Annotated in this window: 16 protein-coding genes; 8 read left to right on the plus strand and 8 right to left on the minus strand. The window is 37.5% G+C overall.

What is annotated here, in order from left to right; translation table 11 throughout:
- Positions 1 to 327 precede the first annotated feature (327 nt).
- The 4 genes from Q0794_RS17445 to Q0794_RS17460 form a co-directional block, all read right to left on the minus strand.
- Positions 328 to 1,065: an isoprenylcysteine carboxylmethyltransferase family protein gene (locus Q0794_RS17445; protein WP_298944054.1), complete on the minus strand. Its 738-nt coding sequence runs from the start codon at positions 1,063 to 1,065 to the stop codon at positions 328 to 330.
- 415 nt (positions 1,066 to 1,480) lie between these two features.
- Positions 1,481 to 2,143, minus strand: coding sequence for an NAD(P)H-dependent oxidoreductase (locus Q0794_RS17450; protein ID WP_298944055.1), 663 nt, complete (start codon positions 2,141 to 2,143; stop codon positions 1,481 to 1,483).
- Between the two features lie 105 nt (positions 2,144 to 2,248).
- Positions 2,249 to 3,058, minus strand: coding sequence for a Cof-type HAD-IIB family hydrolase (locus tag Q0794_RS17455; protein WP_298944057.1), 810 nt, complete (start codon positions 3,056 to 3,058; stop codon positions 2,249 to 2,251).
- A 72-nt stretch (positions 3,059 to 3,130) separates the two neighbouring features.
- Positions 3,131 to 5,047, minus strand: a complete 1,917-nt coding sequence (locus Q0794_RS17460; RefSeq protein ID WP_298944059.1) for an ATP-dependent DNA helicase RecQ — start codon at positions 5,045 to 5,047, stop codon at positions 3,131 to 3,133.
- Between the two features lie 804 nt (positions 5,048 to 5,851).
- On the opposite strand from Q0794_RS17460, the gene Q0794_RS17465 reads away from it, so the two are divergent.
- A complete protein-coding gene (locus Q0794_RS17465) occupies positions 5,852 to 7,081 on the plus strand; it encodes a multidrug effflux MFS transporter (protein ID WP_298944060.1) in 1,230 nt (409 codons plus the stop codon).
- Between the two features lie 62 nt (positions 7,082 to 7,143).
- On the opposite strand, the gene Q0794_RS17470 is transcribed toward Q0794_RS17465, so the two are convergent.
- Together Q0794_RS17470 and Q0794_RS17475 are read right to left on the minus strand one after the other, a co-directional pair.
- A complete protein-coding gene (locus tag Q0794_RS17470; RefSeq protein WP_298944062.1) occupies positions 7,144 to 7,440 on the minus strand; it encodes a hypothetical protein in 297 nt (98 codons plus the stop codon).
- Between the two features lie 261 nt (positions 7,441 to 7,701).
- Entirely contained in the window at positions 7,702 to 8,124 is a 423-nt protein-coding gene (locus Q0794_RS17475) for a BLUF domain-containing protein (protein ID WP_298944064.1), read from the minus strand.
- Between the two features lie 707 nt (positions 8,125 to 8,831).
- On the opposite strand from Q0794_RS17475, the gene fepB reads away from it, so the two are divergent.
- Genes fepB through Q0794_RS17495 form a run of 4 tightly spaced genes read left to right on the plus strand, consistent with a single transcriptional unit; the run spans position 8,832 to position 12,745 of the window.
- Positions 8,832 to 9,848 (plus strand): Fe2+-enterobactin ABC transporter substrate-binding protein, encoded by a 1,017-nt coding sequence (gene fepB, locus Q0794_RS17480; protein WP_298944066.1) that lies wholly within the window; start codon positions 8,832 to 8,834, stop codon positions 9,846 to 9,848.
- Positions 9,841 to 10,881, plus strand: a complete 1,041-nt coding sequence (locus tag Q0794_RS17485) for a Fe(3+)-siderophore ABC transporter permease (protein ID WP_298944067.1) — start codon at positions 9,841 to 9,843, stop codon at positions 10,879 to 10,881. The genes fepB and Q0794_RS17485 overlap by 8 nt, the downstream gene beginning before the upstream one ends.
- Entirely contained in the window at positions 10,878 to 11,900 is a 1,023-nt protein-coding gene (locus Q0794_RS17490) for an iron chelate uptake ABC transporter family permease subunit (protein WP_298944069.1), read from the plus strand. The genes Q0794_RS17485 and Q0794_RS17490 overlap by 4 nt, the downstream gene beginning before the upstream one ends.
- Entirely contained in the window at positions 11,900 to 12,745 is an 846-nt protein-coding gene (locus Q0794_RS17495; protein ID WP_298944071.1) for an ABC transporter ATP-binding protein, read from the plus strand. Before Q0794_RS17490 ends, Q0794_RS17495 begins: the two co-directional genes overlap by 1 nt.
- A 38-nt stretch (positions 12,746 to 12,783) precedes the next feature.
- Here Q0794_RS17495 and fes read toward each other — a convergent pair whose 3' ends face one another.
- Both fes and Q0794_RS17505 read right to left on the minus strand, forming a co-directional pair.
- A complete protein-coding gene (gene fes / locus Q0794_RS17500) occupies positions 12,784 to 14,100 on the minus strand; it encodes an enterochelin esterase (RefSeq protein WP_298944073.1) in 1,317 nt (438 codons plus the stop codon).
- An 80-nt stretch (positions 14,101 to 14,180) separates the two neighbouring features.
- The gene (locus tag Q0794_RS17505; protein WP_298944075.1) at positions 14,181 to 15,224 is read right to left on the minus strand and encodes an AraC family transcriptional regulator; all 1,044 of its coding nucleotides are present in this window, start codon (positions 15,222 to 15,224) and stop codon (positions 14,181 to 14,183) included.
- 124 nt (positions 15,225 to 15,348) lie between these two features.
- On the opposite strand from Q0794_RS17505, the gene Q0794_RS17510 reads away from it, so the two are divergent.
- The 3 genes from Q0794_RS17510 to Q0794_RS17520 all read left to right on the plus strand — a co-directional run bounded on the left by Q0794_RS17510 (position 15,349) and on the right by Q0794_RS17520 (position 19,215).
- Positions 15,349 to 17,376: a TonB-dependent receptor gene (locus Q0794_RS17510; RefSeq protein ID WP_298944077.1), complete on the plus strand. Its 2,028-nt coding sequence runs from the start codon at positions 15,349 to 15,351 to the stop codon at positions 17,374 to 17,376.
- 639 nt (positions 17,377 to 18,015) lie between these two features.
- Positions 18,016 to 18,432, plus strand: a complete 417-nt coding sequence (locus Q0794_RS17515; protein WP_298944078.1) for an MAPEG family protein — start codon at positions 18,016 to 18,018, stop codon at positions 18,430 to 18,432.
- A 144-nt stretch (positions 18,433 to 18,576) separates the two neighbouring features.
- A complete protein-coding gene (locus Q0794_RS17520) occupies positions 18,577 to 19,215 on the plus strand; it encodes an SDR family oxidoreductase (RefSeq protein WP_298944080.1) in 639 nt (212 codons plus the stop codon).
- Positions 19,216 to 19,540: the final 325 nt, after the last annotated feature.

Raw genomic sequence — 19,540 nt, forward strand, 5'->3', positions numbered from 1 at the left:
AATTAGGCAAAGCCTAGTGTTATGAGCGGAAGAGCTCTGCGAGTCCTGTTTTCAGCTTGCAGGAGTTTTGTGTTGATTCTTTTTATGCTTTGACTTCGGGGCGCATGCTTCAGCTTGCAGGTTTTCTGTGTCAGTTCTTTTTTGACCTTTGACTCAGTCTTCAGTTTAAACAAACTGAAGCAATCTAACTTTTTCACCTCAAAATACACACACAAAAACTGCAGGCTAAAGCCAGCGCCCCAAAAAATGACATTCATTAATTATTTTCTTCGTAGTATAAAACCACACAACGCGATGCAGACTCACCTTTCCTAAACTTTAAAAAGCTTACAACCATCTACGTACTTTTACCGAATACAATTTATATTGTTCTGGAAACTGCTGTAACAAGTGTGTTTCTTCAGACAGAATTTGTCGATGCAACACCATCACTCCGACGATCAAACACAGCAGTGAAAATAAAGAAGGTAGCGCAAGAAAGAAAGCAAATTGAGAAAATGCAATACTCAAAAACATTGGGTTGCGAGAGAATTTATAAAATCCATTGGTAATGAGCTTATTAGGGCCTGACGGATCGATACCTGATCGCCATTGTTTGCCCATTTTAAAATGAATAATAATCGTCATCATAAAACCTAAGGTGAGTAAAACATTGCCTAGTAATACAACACTATTGTTCTGTGATAGGAATATCATACTTAAATAATTGTCGACGTTTGGAAAGCATAATCTAGCTAAACAGACCATCCAGATAGTGGCTCTGAATACTCGAAATATCATGTGATTCCACCATGTAGAACAAAACCGTTCTCCAGTGAAAATTAGCTCTTTCTTATTCTGATTATTATCGTTGTTTTGCTTATGTAAATGGTGGGTATGCTTATGGTCTTGAATAGTGCCTTGAACCGAGCATTGAGTAGTAACCTTATGACTTAGCGCGTTATTAATTTTCCGTTTATTAACCAATATTTTAACAGTGTAAAAAACAGCAACAAAGGTATAAAAGGCAGCTAAGTAAAAGCGTGTAAATTCTGTTATATCTAATTGGCTATCGTAAAATGTCATATTGCCCTATTAACCATGCTTATTCATTTAAATTTGTTTTGAATATTTACCATCTCGTTGTGCAGTGGCAATAAATACCACATGAAAAGCAGTATTTTAATCAAACAGTTGTATGATTTTAATTATAGTATAAAGACGATGATAATCCGAATCGACTAGGTTGATTTTATGGGGTTTCTATAATATTTTTGTGATATTTAACTAACGTTTTCATAGAGAGCTGAACAATGTTAATAAACTGTTCTTCTACCGTAAGCCTCTATAACCTCCATTTGGGATAAGAAAAGCGATACAACACCGTTATTTAAGCGAATTTCTGCGTTAACTAGAATGGACGTTAATAAAAGTTGTTCAATAAAGTAAATACACTAGACCAACAATATAGACAATCTTAAACGTCTAAAACAAAGAATAATTATGAAGGAGCATTTCGCTCTGTTGGTGTTGTTTTAAAAACGTTGCTTATTGTTTGTGGATCGACCTTCACTCTATGTTGATGAGTTGCTTCAGCCCACCAAATCAATTGGCTAAAGGTTTGAGAAAAATAACCAAACCAAGTATCTTGTGCTTGTCCTTCTTTCATTCCACCAGCTTCAGTAAAAACATCCTGTGCCTTAGGGGCATGAATCATTGATGAAACCGACAAACAACCCAATTCAGAAAGAAAAGATCGCAACCCAACTGCGGCTCTCATTCCACCCCATTGCACAGCAGAGTAAGTCACAATCGCACTCGGTTTATAGGAAAATAAAGAACTTCCAAAATGGTTTAATAAGTTAGCTAAAGCGGGACTCATAGAATGGTTATATTCTGGACTAATCATAATATAACCATCACTTTCTTTAATTTTCTGAGCGAGTTGTTCTAATGCAGTGGGCACTTGGCTTTTTGAATAGGAAAAATGCGGTTTAAAAACAGTGTTTAATGGGTAATCTAAAGCGTCAACTAGTTCAAAGTCATTATCACCAAAACGGGTAGTGAGACACTGAAGACACACTTTAACAACGCGCTCGCCAAGACGTGGTGGTCTTGGCGGTGTACTATCACGGACAGTCCCTAAAAATATCAAAAACTTCATGAATAGCCCTTTTTAAAGTAAATTATTTAAATAATAAACCTACTCTACTTGATAGGTAATGATTATTTATCAGTATCTGAAGTCTAAATTAACTAACTGATTTAATTAAATATCTAATACAAATTTTTGAATGGCTTTTGCAACACCATGCTCATTATTAGTCGCCGTAATATGATCAGCTATCGCTTTAATATCATCGGTGGCATTACCCATTGCGACACCCAATCCTGCGTATTTGATCATGTGATAATCATTACCCGCATCCCCCATGCAAATCACTTGTTCCATCGGAATCGACAAATGTTCAGCAAGGGCTTTAACACCAATCCCTTTATTACTATTTAGGTTCAAAAATTCTAAGAAAAAAGGAGCACTTTGCATAATAGTAAACTCCTCATATAAGCTGCTCGGCAATTGTTTAATAGCTTCAGAGAGTTTCTCAGGTTTATCAACTAACATTACTTTAAAAATAAGTTCATCATCTTCTAACTGCTCAAAATCAATCAACGTAATAGGCTCTCCATTAATACGGGATTCTAAATCAGTATATTCATTATGTGCTGGCGTGATTAAGCCTTTTTGATGTGAAAAAGCATGGATATCAACATCATATTGTTGAGCAACTTTAGCTAACTTCTTTGCATCTACCCCTGTTAATATTTGGCTACGAATGATTGTTTCACTTTTTACTCTTTGCACAACTGACGCGTTAAAACTTAAAACATAGTCATCATCTGAATCCAATCCTAATGCTTTTAGTGACGGTCTCATACCACTAGTTGGGCGACCTGACACTAATACGACTCTTACTCCTTTTGCGCGAGCAGCTGCAATGGCAGCTTTATTTTCATTAGAGATCTTTTTATCTGAATTAAGTAATGTGCCATCGATATCTAAGGCAATGAGTTTATACATATTGGCTCCGCTGTTTTAATTAGGTGTACTGTTTTAATATGTGCCTGTTTCAATTATATTTACTTCAAAAATTTAACTTTCTATCCACGCTAACACATCTGAAAATCGATAGTTTTCTAGTGAAGCGAACCCAGATAATTGTCGTACTTTTAAACGTGTAAAAATAGGGGTTGTTAAGCCGCAAAAAAAGCGAGCCCTTAACACTGTACTATCATGTGCCCCAAGTTTTTCCGATATTTCTGCACACTGTTGTGCAGCATCATATTGTTGTAATGGCGGTAAACTAGCAACAACAGGCATAATTGCTGGATGCCCTGCACAAACAGAGCAATGACCACAGTCACCTTGTAAGTTAGTGTCTGAAAAATACTGTGCTAATTGTAAATTAAGGCATTGATCACTCGCAAAAAAAGCTAATAAATGATGAATTCTCTGAATTTCACTCGTCTCTTTTTGTAAAAATCGTTGCGTTAAGTCACCCAATAAATTTCCTGTGATCTGAGATTTATCTACTTTATATACTTGTGTCATTTGCTTCGTTTGTAGCTCGATCAAACCTTGTTGATCTAAGTAGTCAATCGCCGTTAATACACGACTTCTTTCACATTGATAAGTTTGCTGCATTTTTTCAAAATTAAGTGAAGACCAAGTTCGCGCTTTGTCAGACGTGGCAAAAATAGTTTGTACAAACTGAGCGCGTTCACCATGAAAACGTGCAACAACTTCACTTTCCGGTACTAAAAATTTGTATTTATATTCTGCATAATAGCTATAAGCAGGCTCAATAACTTTTTCCAATTCCAAATAAACTAGCAAGGTTTTTAAGGCTAACAAGCGAATATTAGATTGAGTCGAGAGACTGTTCATCACCACTTCCCAATTACCTTGTACTTTATTCGTTTCATTATGGTTGATTTCATTAATAATAAAATCAATAGCAGCGCCTTCGGGTGTATCTGCATAAACAAAGTTTTCTAATACATTTAAGTTATTTTTATTAGCCAATACCAAACAATCTGAAGCAGCACCATCGCGCCCAGCTCTACCAATTTCTTGCGCATAGTTTTCAATGGATTTTGGTAAATCATAATGTACAACAAAACGAATGTCGCTTTTATCGATGCCCATACCAAAGGCAATAGTGGCAACAATTAACGGTATTTTTCCACTCATAAATTGTTGCTGAATACCTTGCCTTATTTCAGAGTCTAAACCTGCATGATAAGCCGTGGCTTGCACACCCTGTCGTAATAAAGATTCCGCAACGTGCTCTGCAGTTTTTTGTAAGGTCACATAAATAATGCCTGCACTCTGTTGTCGTGCTTTTAACCAAGGTAGTAGCGTGGGTAGCTTATTGGCTTCATCGACACCAACAACGGATAAGTTTAAGTTGCTACGATATGATCCGGTCAACGTAATATTATTCAAATCAATATGGAATTTAGCCGCCATATCATGAATGACTTTTGACGTTGCCGTCGCGGTTAATAAAAGGACTTGTTGTATTGCAAACTCTTCACGATAACTTGCTAACTTTAAATAATCAGGACGAAAGTTATGCCCCCACTCACTGATACAATGGGCTTCATCAACCACTAATAATGAAATCGGCACTTTTTTCAAAAAGGCCCTAAAGCGTTCACTATTGAGGCGTTCTACTGAGATAAATAGGATTTTAATCTCGCCATTCGCAACGCTTTTATAGACTTGTGCAGACTCAGCAGGACTTTGCATGGATTGAATACTGGCTGCTTTAATGCCCTTACTTTGTAAAAATTCTAATTGGTCTTGTATCAGCGCGAGCAGTGGAGAAACCACTAAAGTCAGATGCGGTAAGTGTAATGCAGGGAGTTGATAACAAAGCGACTTCCCTGAACCAGTAGGAAAAATAGCAGCGGCACTATGCCCATCAAGAAGTGCTTGGATGACTGGTTCTTGACCTGGTCTGAATTGATCAAATCCAAAATATTGCTGTAAGGTAGAATACATAAAAACACCTAAAAAAAGATTAATGTTTATTTATAGCATAGTTAAGGAATGTTTGTATGAATGCCACTTATGCTCGAAGGAATTCAGTGTTAATTTTTTGATTTATTGTTTTAAAAAACACTTAAAATTCAGTCTGTTTTTTTTATTCATGATTTTAAATGAACAACAAAACACAAAAAACTGCAGGCTAAAGCCAGCGCCCCGTAAAAGATGTAAACAATCCTCGAACAGTATAGTTTTAATACTTTGAATTCACGTCACACACTTCAGCTGAAGACGATTGAAGGGATAGTTTTAACTTTTTAATTTCGGATATAGGCGAATTAGGTGAAACCAATTGTCATTAACGGAGGGAATCTGTGACTACTGTTTTCAGATTGCAGCGTTTCTGTGTTGATTTATTGATTTCAAAACAAGCACTTCAAATTCAGTCTGTTTTTTTATTCATAATTATATACGGACAACAAAACACACAAAAACTGCAGGCTAAAGCCAGCGCCCTGTAAAAATGTAAACAATCCTCGAACAGGATAGTTTTAACTTTTGAATTCACGCCACACACTTCAGATGAAGACGAATTTTAATTTTCTGAATTCACGCCACACACTTCAGCTTGAAGATAAGTGAGGGTATGCTTTATTTTTGACTTCAGTCCTGTTCCTACTAAATCCTAACTTGCATCTCTCTGACAGTGTTTTTATTCATTTAGACCGCATTTTTGCTGTATTTTCTAGCATTAACATGTCTTGCTAGTAAGATGAAATCCACTTATTATCTTACTAGCAAGATAAACAAGAGGTCAAGATGACACAAACTAGTAAAAATAAAGTCAGTAAACGTTTAATTGTGACACTGTCATCGATATACGCTGTTTCGCCATTTGCAATCGACAGCTATTTGCCTGCCCTGCCATTAATTGCTAATGAAATGCAGGTTGATATATCAATGGTATCGGTGACCGTTAGTTTATACATTTTTGGTCTTGCCATTGGACAACTTATTGGCGGCCCGTTATCCGATAGACATGGCCGTTTACCAATCATGATGCTAGGCCTAGGTATTTTTGCATTTGCTAGCGTCCTAATCACCACCAGCTCACATATTAGCGTGTTATGGTCATGGAGGTTATTGCAAGCTATTGGCGGTGGTATTGCGGTCGTTGGTGTACCAGCCACTATACGAGACAATGCAGATGGAAAAGAGGCGGCTAAATTGTTTGCCTTAGTGTCCTTGATCATGATGATTGCCCCTTCTATCGCACCAACTATTGGTAATTTAATATTATCCTTTCATAGTTGGGATTGGATCTTTTACTTTATTGCTGCATTTTCATGTTTAGCTATTTTGATGGCAAAAATCTTTATTCCACACCAATCCTCTAAACAAAAGAAAGAATTAGCAATAACCATCGAGCGCCGAAAAGGCATTAAATTTATAGATGTGTTTAAACATAAACAGGCGATAGGTTATTTGATTGCACAAGCTTTTGCCTTTGCTGTATTAATGACATTTGTAACTAATTCATCAATGATTTACATGGAAATTTTTAAAGTCAGTACTGACATGTTCTCCATTTTATTCGCTGCTAATATTGCTGGCATTATTGTTATTAACCGCTTAAATACCGTGTTATTAAACAGTTTTGAACCTGCTCTTTTATTACGTTGTTTCTTAACAATGCAATTCATCGGGGGCTTATTATTAGTATTCTCCAGCTTCTTAGAACCTAAAAGTTTAACGCTTACCGCTATAGGATTTGTCATCATGATCAGTGCTAATGGAGGCGTAATGGCTAACTCAAATGCTTGCTTCTTAAAGCATTTTGGAAAAGATGCTGGAACCGCCTCAGCGGTATTAGGTGCTTTTCAATGTGCAATGGGTGGCACCATTAGTGCCTCTGCTGCTTTTATAAGTATGGGTTACTTACAACCGGTTGCTATCATCATGTTGATATCGTCAAGCATCGCACTAACAGCGGTTATTCATAGTAATAAACAAGCACGTTTAGCTGACGAATTAGAAGCACAAGTATAGAAAATTCACATCTATTTTGATTTATATTGTTGAGTGTGTGGGCATGAAAGTAAGCGTGAAAATTAGATTGAACTCAAAAAATGGCCGTAATAGATCTTTTCACCAACCAGTGATTCTAATTCCTTAGTACTTGGAAATGTTGGCCATTTTATCGCAGTTGCTTTAACAGCTTGCTGATCGGCCCAAGTCAGCTGCCAACATACCTCACCTTCAACATCTGTTTTTTGTAGTATATCGTAAGACGTAATGACCTTTTCATCCGCATTAATTTCATTAAAAATTAACAGGCTCAGTTCAATGACTCTTGGGATATTGTGTTTTTCTACTTTAAATATAGCGACTTCATAACAAAGGCTCATGGGCTTCCTTTCTGAGGGAGGGTGAGAATGTATTAAAGAATATTCAACTAACAGTTAAGAACTCTTGGATTTCAGATAATAAGTAAATTAATAAAGAATAAAGCTGACACTTTAAATGAAGACTTAAGTATATGATCATATATTTTTAAAGTATTCGTTTAAAGTGTTTAGATAATACTTAGATTGTATATCACTTAAAGTACATAGAACTTTAAATGCATAAGACGTAAAAGACAGCACAGTAATTTAAAATAGGTAGTGTTATTTAAAATTACTCGACAATGAAAAAAAGACTTTTTTGCCTCGGTTATTACTTTCTTTAAGCATATGAATAGGCGATAACTCTTTATTAAAACCTTCATAACCGAGCGTAATTTTTTTCACTGCCGCTTCGTCTAAAGATTGAAATGCCATAGACCAATCAGAGAAAGCACGGTCTTTAATATTACCTTCATAGAACACACCCACACTGGTATGACGTACATCTTCACAAATAGTTTGGTATAACGCTTTAACGGCACCTTTATCACCTTCCAATATTTGCATGATCTCCCTGTCATGATAAATCAACAAACCGGTGATCCCGAGCTCCTTATTTTTAATTCGGGCCTTCGTTAAAATATCCATTAGCTCATCTTCTGATAAACGTTGAGGTGCAACACTGGTATAAAGTAATTCAAACATAGTTAATTTAACCCATTGATAAAGTTATTAGATAATTAATTTAACTATAGCTTGTTAAAACAATAATATATAAAAAGTAGTATTTAAATTAACAATATTTATTCATAAATTTCTAATTGAAGTCCATCGGAATCACTAAAAAGTATACTTCCTCTAGTCTATGGATCTATTCTATTCGGCTAAAATCACCCTTTTTTGTTAATAAAAAAGCAGTAATCACTTCAACAGTGTCGATGCTAAATGTCTTAACCCTGATGCGGCTTGATAACTTAGCGTTCAAGTGCATTTTAAAAAATAACTCTATTTATCTCCATTAGGTAATTGATCATCAGTTTATAAACATCTCCACTTGTTTAATAGTTTTCAGCAATAACCTGTAACTTTAAAATTGAAGAATGCATAACTTAAGATTAATGAATTATATTTTTTAACTATATTGTGCCGTTAGTTTTACGCAGTTCAAAGCAAAGTATTGAAACAATAACGAGTTATTGGGAAATAGTGTCAACCAAGAGCCCATTGAAATAACCGTGCTATATTACTTTGTTTATTTGGAACTGACGTTATCCAACAATGTAGTTTTAGCAAGTAATCTGTTGCTACCTTAATGAGTGATTAAACAAACCACTTAATATTAATGATTATCATTAGTTTAAAGAAGATAGATTTAACGATATAATCATTTTATTTTATTTAAGGTGTTACAGATGATTCGATTACTTGCCCGCCCTTTCTTAATCTTGTTTGCTGGGCTTTTATTAGCAAGTTGTGATGATGCACAAAAAAACACCTCTGCATTACCAATCGATCAAATACAAAAAGATCCTGCTGGTTGGCCAAGAAGTATTATGACGTCACAGGGTCTATTAACACTCGATAAATCACCTCAACGTATCGTGTCTACCAGTGTTACTTTATCCGGCACTTTACTCGCGATAGAGGCGCCTTTAGTGGCTTCTGGTGCAACGATGCCCAACACTAACGTAGCCTCAGAAAAAGGCTTTATGCGCCAATGGGACAGTATTGCAGAGCAACGTGGTGTCCAAGCTTTGTATCAAAGTGAGCCGAATGCCGAAGCCATTATTAAAGCGCAACCCGATCTTATTATTATTTCAACCACTGGTGCTGACTCGGCAATGCGTTTGTATGATCAACTTAAAGATATCGCCCCTACTTTGGTCATTCGTTACGATAACAAAAGCTGGCTGCAACTGGCGCAGATATTTGGTGATCTTTTCGGCTTAGAAGCACAAGCTAAATCAGTGATTGATTCATTCCAACAACAAACCGCTAAAACCAAAAAAAATATTACACTACCAGCACAACCTACTACTGCCATGGTGTATACCCTCGATGATAGTGGCGCCAGTATCTGGACGAGTCAATCAGCTCAAGGACGATTACTAGAAGAGCTAGGTTTTACGCTCGCCACCATTCCAGAATCAATCAAAGGCGACATTAGTATGGGTGTTCGCAATGATATTATTATTGCCAAGGGTGAACGATTCCCAGATGCAGTAACAGGAAAATCCATTTTGTTATTTTCAGCTGAAAAAGCGATAGAACAGCAAGTATTAGACAATCCTTTTTTACAATCGAATCAAGCTGTTAAAGCTAAGAAAGTGTATGCCGTTGGTAGTGATACTTTTAGGCTCGATTATTACAGCGCGACCAACCTACTAACACGATTACAGACGTTGTTTGGTAACAATAGCAATGAATAATGGTCAGACGCATAATGGTTCAATAAGTCGCGAAAAATCCTTCATATTAAGTCGCTTTCAATGGTTGATGCTTTGTATATTATTACTGAGTTTGATCATGGTAGCCAGTTTATGTATTGGAGCAAAACCCTTATCCATTAGTGATATTTACCATGTTCTATTTTCCGACCAACCCGGTTTAACCAGTACGATTATCTTTGAAGGTCGTTTACCAAGAACATTAAATGGATTATTTGTAGGCATGGCCTTAGGAACTTCCGGTGCATTGATACAAGCGATCACCCGAAACCCATTGGCAGACCCCGGTATACTCGGTATCAATTTAGGCGCTAGCTTAGCAGTCGCCATCGCAGTAGTATTTTTAGGTGCGACACAGTTTAGTGACTTTTTCATTTATGCTGCGCTGGGTTCATTAGTGGCTAGCTTATTAATATTTGCTATTGGTAGTCTCAGTGCGGGTAAAGCTGACCCACTTAAATTAACTTTAGCGGGTATTGCGTTAGGCGCGGTATTTGCAGGTCTTAGTTCGGCGTTAACTCTATTTAATCCTTTGGCTTTTGACCAAATACGTTTTTGGACCGTCGGCAGTTTAGATATTCGCACTCTATCGGTCCCTTTATATATTGCTCCTGTTGTTATTGTCGGATGTTTATTAGCCTTAAGTATTACACCTGCATTAAACGCGTTTGGTTTAGGCGATGCATTAGCTGCTTCGCTGGGCAGTAATCCTATTCGCGTGCAAGTAGTTGGTTTAATTTCTATTACCTTATTATGCGGAGCAGCAACCGCTGCCGCAGGCCCAATAGGGTTTGTAAGTTTAATGATGCCCCATATTGCGCGTTGGATGGTCGGCCCAGATCAACGATGGATCATCCCATTCAGTTTTATTCTCACGCCTTGCTTATTACTGATTGCTGACATTATCGGACGTGTTTTGGTAGTCGGTGAATTAAGAGTCTCTATTGTCACCGCTTTTATCGGGGCGCCTATTCTTATTTATCTGGTACGTCGAAAGGGAGTGAGTAGTTTATGATCTCCAATACCAGCCATTCTCCACGGACTTCTACACGAACTGTTTTAGGTCCTGCTTTAGCATTAATTTTAGGCATCGCCTTAATCTTTTTTACCCTATTTATTGGCCGTGGTATTGGCGATGGCATTGCTCATAACCTACAAGGTATTTGGCAGTTAATCATTGGTGAAGCAGAGAAATATCAATCGATTGTTGTATGGCAATGGCGAGCGTCAAGATTGTTCTCCGCCATCACTATTGGTGCGGCACTCGGCATTAGTGGTGCCGTTTTCCAATCATTAGTCAGAAATCCGCTTGGTAGCCCAGATATCACAGGCTTTAATGTCGGAGCATTCACTGGCGTACTCATTTCCATTGCGCTATTTGGTAACTTGTATTGGTACAGCGTGATTGGCGCATTAATCGGTGGTTTAGGTGCTGCGATTTTAGTCTATCTATTTGCTTATCGTGATGGGCACTCAGGCTTCAGGCTGATTATTGTTGGTATTGCCATTAGCGCGACGTTAACTGCCTTTAATCAATGGTTGTCACTGACCGTTTCATTAGAAACAGCGATGACCGCAGCATTATGGAGTGCGGGATCATTAAATGGCATGACATGGTCTCGTATTATGCCAGCAACCCTATTAATTATTATTTTTATCGGACTAGCATTTGCATTAAACACCCGCATGAAGCTATTAGAAATGGGCGATGATACCGCCGCTGCATTAGGCATTTCAGTGAATAAAACACGCTTAGTGTTAATGTTAATTGGTGTGTCGTTAACGGCAGTTGCTACTGCTATTACCGGCCCCATCTCTTTTATTTCATTGGCGGCTCCACAAATAGCACGTCGACTACATCCACAGCAACATATTACCCTAGTCGGTTCTGCGTTAGTGGGTGCACTGTTACTCACCAGTGCAGACTTTATTGCTCAACATGCTTGGCAAAATGTGACCTTACCAGTGGGACTTGTCACCATTAGCTTAGGTGGCCTCTATCTAGTTTATTTGATTATTCGAGAAGGTAAATAATGACACAATCATCATTACAGGCACGCTGTGTCAGCACATCAGAAACAGTGACTGAACAAGCAGCACTTGAAACAAAATCAGTGACGCTAGCCTATGAACAACATGTGATTGCCAAAGACCTCTCGGTAGATATTCCTCACGGTAAATTTACGGTCATTGTTGGGCCAAACGGCTGCGGTAAATCAACGCTATTACGATCGTTAAGTCGTTTGCTAGTTCCGCAATCAGGGGAGATTTTATTAAACGGAGAGAACATACACAGTCAATCGACGCGAGAAGTGGCTAAAAAATTGGGTTTGTTACCTCAATCGGCTATTGCACCTGATGGTATTAAAGTCATTGATTTAGTCTCACGTGGCCGATTCCCACATCAAAAATGGTTTAAACCTTGGTCTGAAGCGGATCAAACAGCAGTGGAATTAGCGATGCAAGCCACAGGCGTAATGGATTTTGCAGAACACAATGTCGATCAGTTATCAGGCGGCCAACGTCAACGAGTCTGGGTTGCGATGGCATTAGCGCAAGAAACATCGTTATTGTTATTAGACGAGCCCACCACTTATTTAGATATTGCGCATCAAATCGAACTGATGGATCTATTTCAAGATCTCAATCGAATTCAAGGGCATACATTAGTCGCTGTATTGCATGACCTTAATCATGCTTGTCGTTATGCGGACCATTTGATCATGATAAAATCAGGTGAAATAATAGCCACAGGTTCACCCAATGACATCATCACAGAGGCACTGATAAAAGAGGTCTTTGGTTTGTCTTGTTTAATATTACCTGATCCTATTTCCAATACGCCGTTAATTATACCGCGAGGCAGAGCTGAAAAATAAAGCACTAAAGCAATGTAAAAAAACAAGCATTAAACAAGCTAAACCTGAGTTGGTAAAAGCGAGACTAAACCGTTTATCAAAGACGATCGCCATGATAACCAATCGTGGCCACCATCCACTTCTTGATAGGTTATATTCGCACCATTTTGCTTAAATATTTCGTAATGCAACGCGTTATAAATGCTTAATTGTATTTCTGCATTACCTACGGTTTGATAGATATGCAAACCAGAGACACTTACTTCGCCATTTGATACCCGGTCAGCTAAACTATTTTTAGGTGCTATTTTATCCCAATCCGAATGCTTTAATTGATAAGCATCTGGATCTTGCATTCTTTCAATCTCTGGCCACCAGAATGAACCAGATAACGAAATAACCTTAGTAAAATACGTCGGAAAATATATCCCTGCGTAGACAGCAGATAATCCACCTAAACTTTGTCCTGCGACAATGACCTCTGAGATTGATTGTTCAGATTGCAAAAGCTTACTTGCAACTTGAAGTAATAATTGTTCAGTGATAGCTTGCCAAAATACTTCAGAGCAACTCAGTTCCTGCCAACGTGTTTTACTATCAATAGAGGGAATTAACAAGTAATGAGCAGGTGTTAGTTTATTAATATTAGTTAAATATTGCAGTACAGATAGCATTCCTGAATCTGCTCCCCACTTTTCTCCGTCCAATAAAATAACTAAAGGTGCCTTACCGGTGGTTGTAGAAAAAATCGTACATTGACGTTGATTATCCAGTTGTTCAGCAAACCATGTGAAGTTAATACTCTCGGCAATAGGCAAGTTCGTAAGCTTACCTTGATCCCATTCTTGCCAACCTAACTCACGCGGTGCATTTGGTAAATGTAACGGTGAATTCAGGCCCCAGCCAGATGCAACCGCCGGTTCACTATTCAATGGATCAACGACCTGCTGCTTTACCACCTCTAACCACCAGCGGCGTTGTGCATTTCGACTTCCACCACTTTGTTGCTTAACAAGCTGTGGTAGTTGATTATCTTTAATCGGTATAAACGAATAACTGCCACGCCATTTGTCATTAATATCCAAATAAGTAAACCACAGATCGCTATCGTTGTGTCTTATGAGACAGGTAGGTTGCCATGTATTGTGATTGGTCAGTCCGTTCACGTTTAAAATAACCGAACAAGTTGTTGATGAGCCCTTACCACCTTCAGGATCTTGCCATATAAATAACACCCTGCAATCATCACCCTCTTCAGCCTTGATAAAAGGACCTTCACATTTGGCTATATTATTCCACCATCGAGAAGATCCAATGGCATTATTTGAGAGATTAAAATACGTTAATAAACTGTCTAAGGGCAATGCGTTGTTCATTAATAACCTTTCTAAGTGTTAACACTAATGTTGTCAAAACATGTTGATAAAGAATGTAATAAGCAGTGATTTTATAGTATCTAGACCTGATCTGTTTTAAGCATGAGATCCTGTGGTGGTATACCAAACACTTTTTTGAATGCGCTCGTAAAGTTAGAAGGATGGCGATAACCGGCATTATACGCAGCTTCAGAGATAGTAATTAACCCCGCCTCTAATTGCTTTTTAGCAATATTTAAACGCCGACGACGAATATAACTTAACACACTGATACCCAGTGAGCTTTTAAATTTATGCTGCAAACTAGAAATACTCATTGCAGAAAACTTTGCCAAATGGCTTACAGATAGCTCTTGATTTAAGTTTGCCTCGATATAAGACATCAAGGTATTTAAAGCAGGATCGTACCCTGTTGACTCATTGACTAAATGCGTACTCTCCAGTTGATTTATAACACTAGTGGCATCATTAAGTTGCATGAAAACTTGAATCAATAATTGTTGTGTTAATGACTCAAGGTTCATCTGCTCGATGACCGTATTTGGGGTACTGGACTTTATAATATCGGTTGTTAAAGAGAGTATCTCAGTGGTTAATTTCAGCTCAAAGTTAGCTAAATGTTGGCAAATAAATTGACTAAAGTTATCATCACAACGAATACGATCTTCAACCCATTGATGGGGTAATATAATGTTAAGTTTAGCGACTTGGTTGTCTTTATATAGCGTGCGACGAAAACTCACCGCTCTCGTCAAACTAACAACAACACCGCGTTGCTGCTCTGCTGCATCATATACAAAGTTTAAATCATCATAACCAAAATCTAATTTACCTGCTAATAATATGGTAATACAAAGCGATTTTTGGGCTGTCGCCAAGACTTGGAAGTCCACGAGTTCTTTAGTCTTTCCACCATGTAGTTTGAAGCGATTTTCTACTTGATATGAGATAAGCTCGCCTTCAATTAAGGCTAAACTTGGCTTGTTTTTATCGTTATTAATACTGTTAGAATGACTGTCAGAAAAAATAGTTTTTTGCTTTAACCCTCCAATTGTCCGAATAAGCGTACCTTTAGGTAAAGTCTCATTTAACTTCCCTCTAAACTTCATATTATTTTTTTCCATAACCAAATAGCCATTTTGCATAAGTTATTATGCTGTGAACTTCGCAACATTTACCTTATCATAAATACGAATAAATATCATTACCAACCAATATAAAAACAACATAATAATGGAACTAGTAAATATGAAGCATTGCAAAATATATGCAGGCATTATGATCGCATTAAGTGGTCAAGTCATGGCTGAAGAACCTTCACACACAGCAGTAATGGTAGTGACAGGTGAAAAAATGGATAGAGACATTAAAGAGACGTCCACCGCAGTCACCGTAATAAATGGTGAAGATATCAACAAAACCGGTGCAAAAACAGTCAATGATGTCGTCATTAAAGCTCCTAACGTTGTTACTTCAGGGTTTGGTAGTGTCAATATCCGCGGTGTTAACGGAAGTGGTGCTGCTACTGGATTCTACGCAATCCGAAGTGGTGCTCGTCAACGTGTTGATACTAATGTCGATGGTGTCTCAGATGCATTTACTGGTTATAACTTTAGTGGTTCAGGTGTGTGGGATGTCCAACAAGTAGAAGTGCTTCGTGGCCCACAATCAACAACACAAGGTGAAAACTCTATCGGTGGCGCCGTATCCGTTAAAACGAATGATCCTACTTTTGCACCAGAATATGCCATCCGTGGTGGTGCTGAAGTTTACGAAAATGGCAACGTGATGAAAAATGTTGCGTTAATGGCATCGGGTCCCATTAATGATGAGTTAGCGTATCGACTTGCATTTGATGGAACTGATGGTCAAAGTTATATTACTTATGATGGCGATAGCATCCCCGTTGATCCAGAAGATTCAACAAACCTAAACCTTCGTGGTAAATTACTTTGGACACCAGCATTCAATGAAAAGTTATCCGTTAAATTGACTGCTAATTATCGTAAAGCCGATGGTAATTACTTAAACTGGGCAAACTGGGATGGTGGAACAGGTTACGAAGACGAAACATTAACGCTAGGTAGTAATTATAACGAATACCTTGGTCGTGATTACAGTTACAACACACGTATTCAAGATTCTGATGTTTATAATATCTCTTCTGAAATTAAATATAAATTTAATAGTCAAGTCGCTAGTAGCACCCTGCTATCGTATAATAGTCAAACCAACATATTTGACCAGTACCCTACCGAGCAAACTTATAACTTCAAAGATAAAACCAGTAAAATTGAGAGTCAATTGACCTTCACACCAACCAATTCAAAAGTAGATGGTTTTGTTGGTATTATGGCCGCAGATAGAGAAAACACGGTATCAAGTGAGAGTTACTCTACAGAAGGTAAAACAGATGAAACACGTCTAGGTGTATTTGGTGAAATGAACTATTACATTAATGATCAATTCACTGTTACCGCTGGTGCACGTGTACAACGTGAAAAACAACACAGAGAATTCTCTGCGACTTATGTCACTAATGAAATAGACAATGACATCCAAGACACTTACCTTTTACCTAAACTAGCCTTCACTTATAGCCCTATTGAAGACACAACGTTTGGACTTTCTGTACGTCAAGGTTATAACTCAGGCGGTCTTGGTTACTATAACTACGGCGGTGTTTCTGAGGTTTATACTTATGAAAGTGAATCAGTTACAGCCTATGAATTTAGTGCTAAAACAGCATTTAATCAAAGCACTACAATCAATACGGCTATCTTCTATAATGACTACGAAGACTACCAAGGTATTTCTGATTACAAAATCACTAACGTAACAGAAGCACACACAATGGGATTAGAGGTTGAATTAGCACATTGGCTAACTGACAGTTTAGAAATACGCCCATCAATTGGTTTATTGAAAACTAAAATTGATAATGACGACAGCTTTGGAGGCAATGAGCTATCAAACGCACCTGATCTAAATGCTTCACTGGCGTTAACTCAATACATTGGTGAAAACCTAACACTAGGTGCTGATGTGACTTATGTCAGTGAGTATTACTCAGATCTTGATAATACAGAAGACTACAAAGCGGGTGACTATGCAATTGTAGGTGCAAATGTTGATTATGCTATCGGCGATCTATTAATCAGTGGTTACATCAGTAACTTAACAGATGAAGACGTCGTATACTTAATTAATGGTGGTTACCGTGCTTCAGTTGGCCAAAGCCGTACTGTCGGTTTAAACTTAACTTACCGCATGTAATCCGACCTTTTCAATCCATAACATTAACGACTAAAGGTGAATCAGCGATGATTCACCTTTTTATCAATATAACTATAAACAATGTGACAATAAATCATCGGGTCTTTCATTTGTACTCCAATGCAAAATCCTCTTATGCTTGTGCAGATATCAATATCCGCGCTAAATAAAGCCCTTATAAAGTGGTTACTTGCTGACGCGTCTTATAGCAAATCAGCATAACTTAACTTTCATATCCATTTTATAGAGTACTTTTTATTAAATAACCTCAGTTCCGGATAAGAAAAAGCGATACAACACCACTATTTGAGCGAATTTCTTCGTTAAATTATTTCCCAATAACCAGTTATTGCTTCAACAATTCGCCTTGAACTACGCACAACTAGCGGTATTGTATAATAGATTTTTATAACTATATGATCTCAAATAACCTTTCGCTTCCGTTAACCAGAATTGAGGTTAAATAAAATATTTATATTAGCAAACAACAAGTTATATGTGTAAATCTTACAACCCCTCTGTACTTATTCCATACATCTTATCCTTAAAAATTATTTAATTCTTTTATATCAACAAGTTAAAAAATGGAACAATAGTTGCAATTCTAATATCACTGAATTGATGAAAAGGAAAATAAAGATGAACGACGTTGCCTACACAGGATATATAGCATTTTATTTATATTTAGTGATGTTACTCATTCAGTGGCTAGTCGCCACCTTTAGTAAATCTAAACAACCCAATGCAGTCCCTGGGAAAATTGATGAAAATCTATCTCACGATAGTTTTGTTTTCAGAGCGCATCGTACTTTCCACAATACCTTAGAAAACAGCGCACTATTTGCAGGAACGGTGCTATTGGCATTTGCTCTTAACGTACAAAGTTCTATTTTTGCTATTTGTATATGGACTTACCTTCTCGCCAGAATCGTACACATGGCTTTGTACTATGCCATTGAAACCGAGAAAAATCCTAGTCCACGCACTTACTTCTTTTTGATTGGTGTAGCCGCCAATGTAGTTATGTTGGTGATATTAGGCCTAGGACTTATCTAATCATAAGTTCTAAAAGCAATAAGTGACGAGAAGTAATAACTAAAATCACAACAAGCAAGCTCATAATAAGTAAATTCTCAATAACAAAGTTAAGCATTATTTTTAATAACATAAACCTAATCTTAAAACCTAGCAGGAGATAAAATGAAACAGACATTAATTATTGGCGCAAGTGGTCAAATTGGTAAAAAACTCACCCAATTGATGCTAGATAACAATCAACACGTGGTCGCATTGGTACGTGATAAAAGCAAACTATCAGATATTTATAATGACAAACTTACCATTGTAGAAGAAGATCTTAACAAAGATTTTGGACACGCCTTTAAAGACTGTGAAAATGTTGTTTTTGCGGCAGGCTCTGGCGGCCATACTGGCGTAGATAAAACCATACTAATCGATTTATGGGCAGCATGTAGAGCAGTCGATTATGCAAAAAATAATAGTGTGAAGCATTTCACTATGGTCAGTTCGATTGGTGCCGATGCGCCTTCAGAAGGCCCAGAAAACATGCAACCTTATTTAGTGGCCAAACATATGGCAGACGAACATCTAATAAATAGTGACTTGCATTATTCAATTATACGCCCGGGATCGCTAACCAATGAGACAGGTAAAGGCAAGTTTACTAATCAGCGACCAGAGCAAAAAAAACAAGCAACAATCACACGCGATGACGTGGCTAAAGCACTGTTATTTGCTGTAACAAATCCACCGGAGAAAAGCACTATCACCGAAATATTTAACGGTAGTAAAAGTGTTGATGAAGTATTGCCTTCGTAAAGTCTTCATGCCTATGACGGAGAATATGCCTTATTTAACCTCAATTCTGGTTAACGGAAGCGAAAGGTTATTTAGTCAATAGCAGGCAATAAGGCAAAACAAAGTGATATTTGAGGGAGTCGCTATATTAAGGCTCTCTCAACAATGACAATTAATACCTATAAAGCAGAATGTTTATCTTTTGACAAAAAATCGGACATAATCGAATTGAGCGCTCATTTAAAATGCGTGTAACACATGGGCTAGGGGTACGGCAAGATCATTATAAATTGAACTTTTTAATAAAGTAGCGATCAGATCATTTTATACTGATAATCATAAGCTT

Source organism: uncultured Psychromonas sp. (genome assembly GCF_947489755.1).
In the GTDB taxonomy this organism is placed as follows: domain Bacteria; phylum Pseudomonadota; class Gammaproteobacteria; order Enterobacterales; family Psychromonadaceae; genus Psychromonas.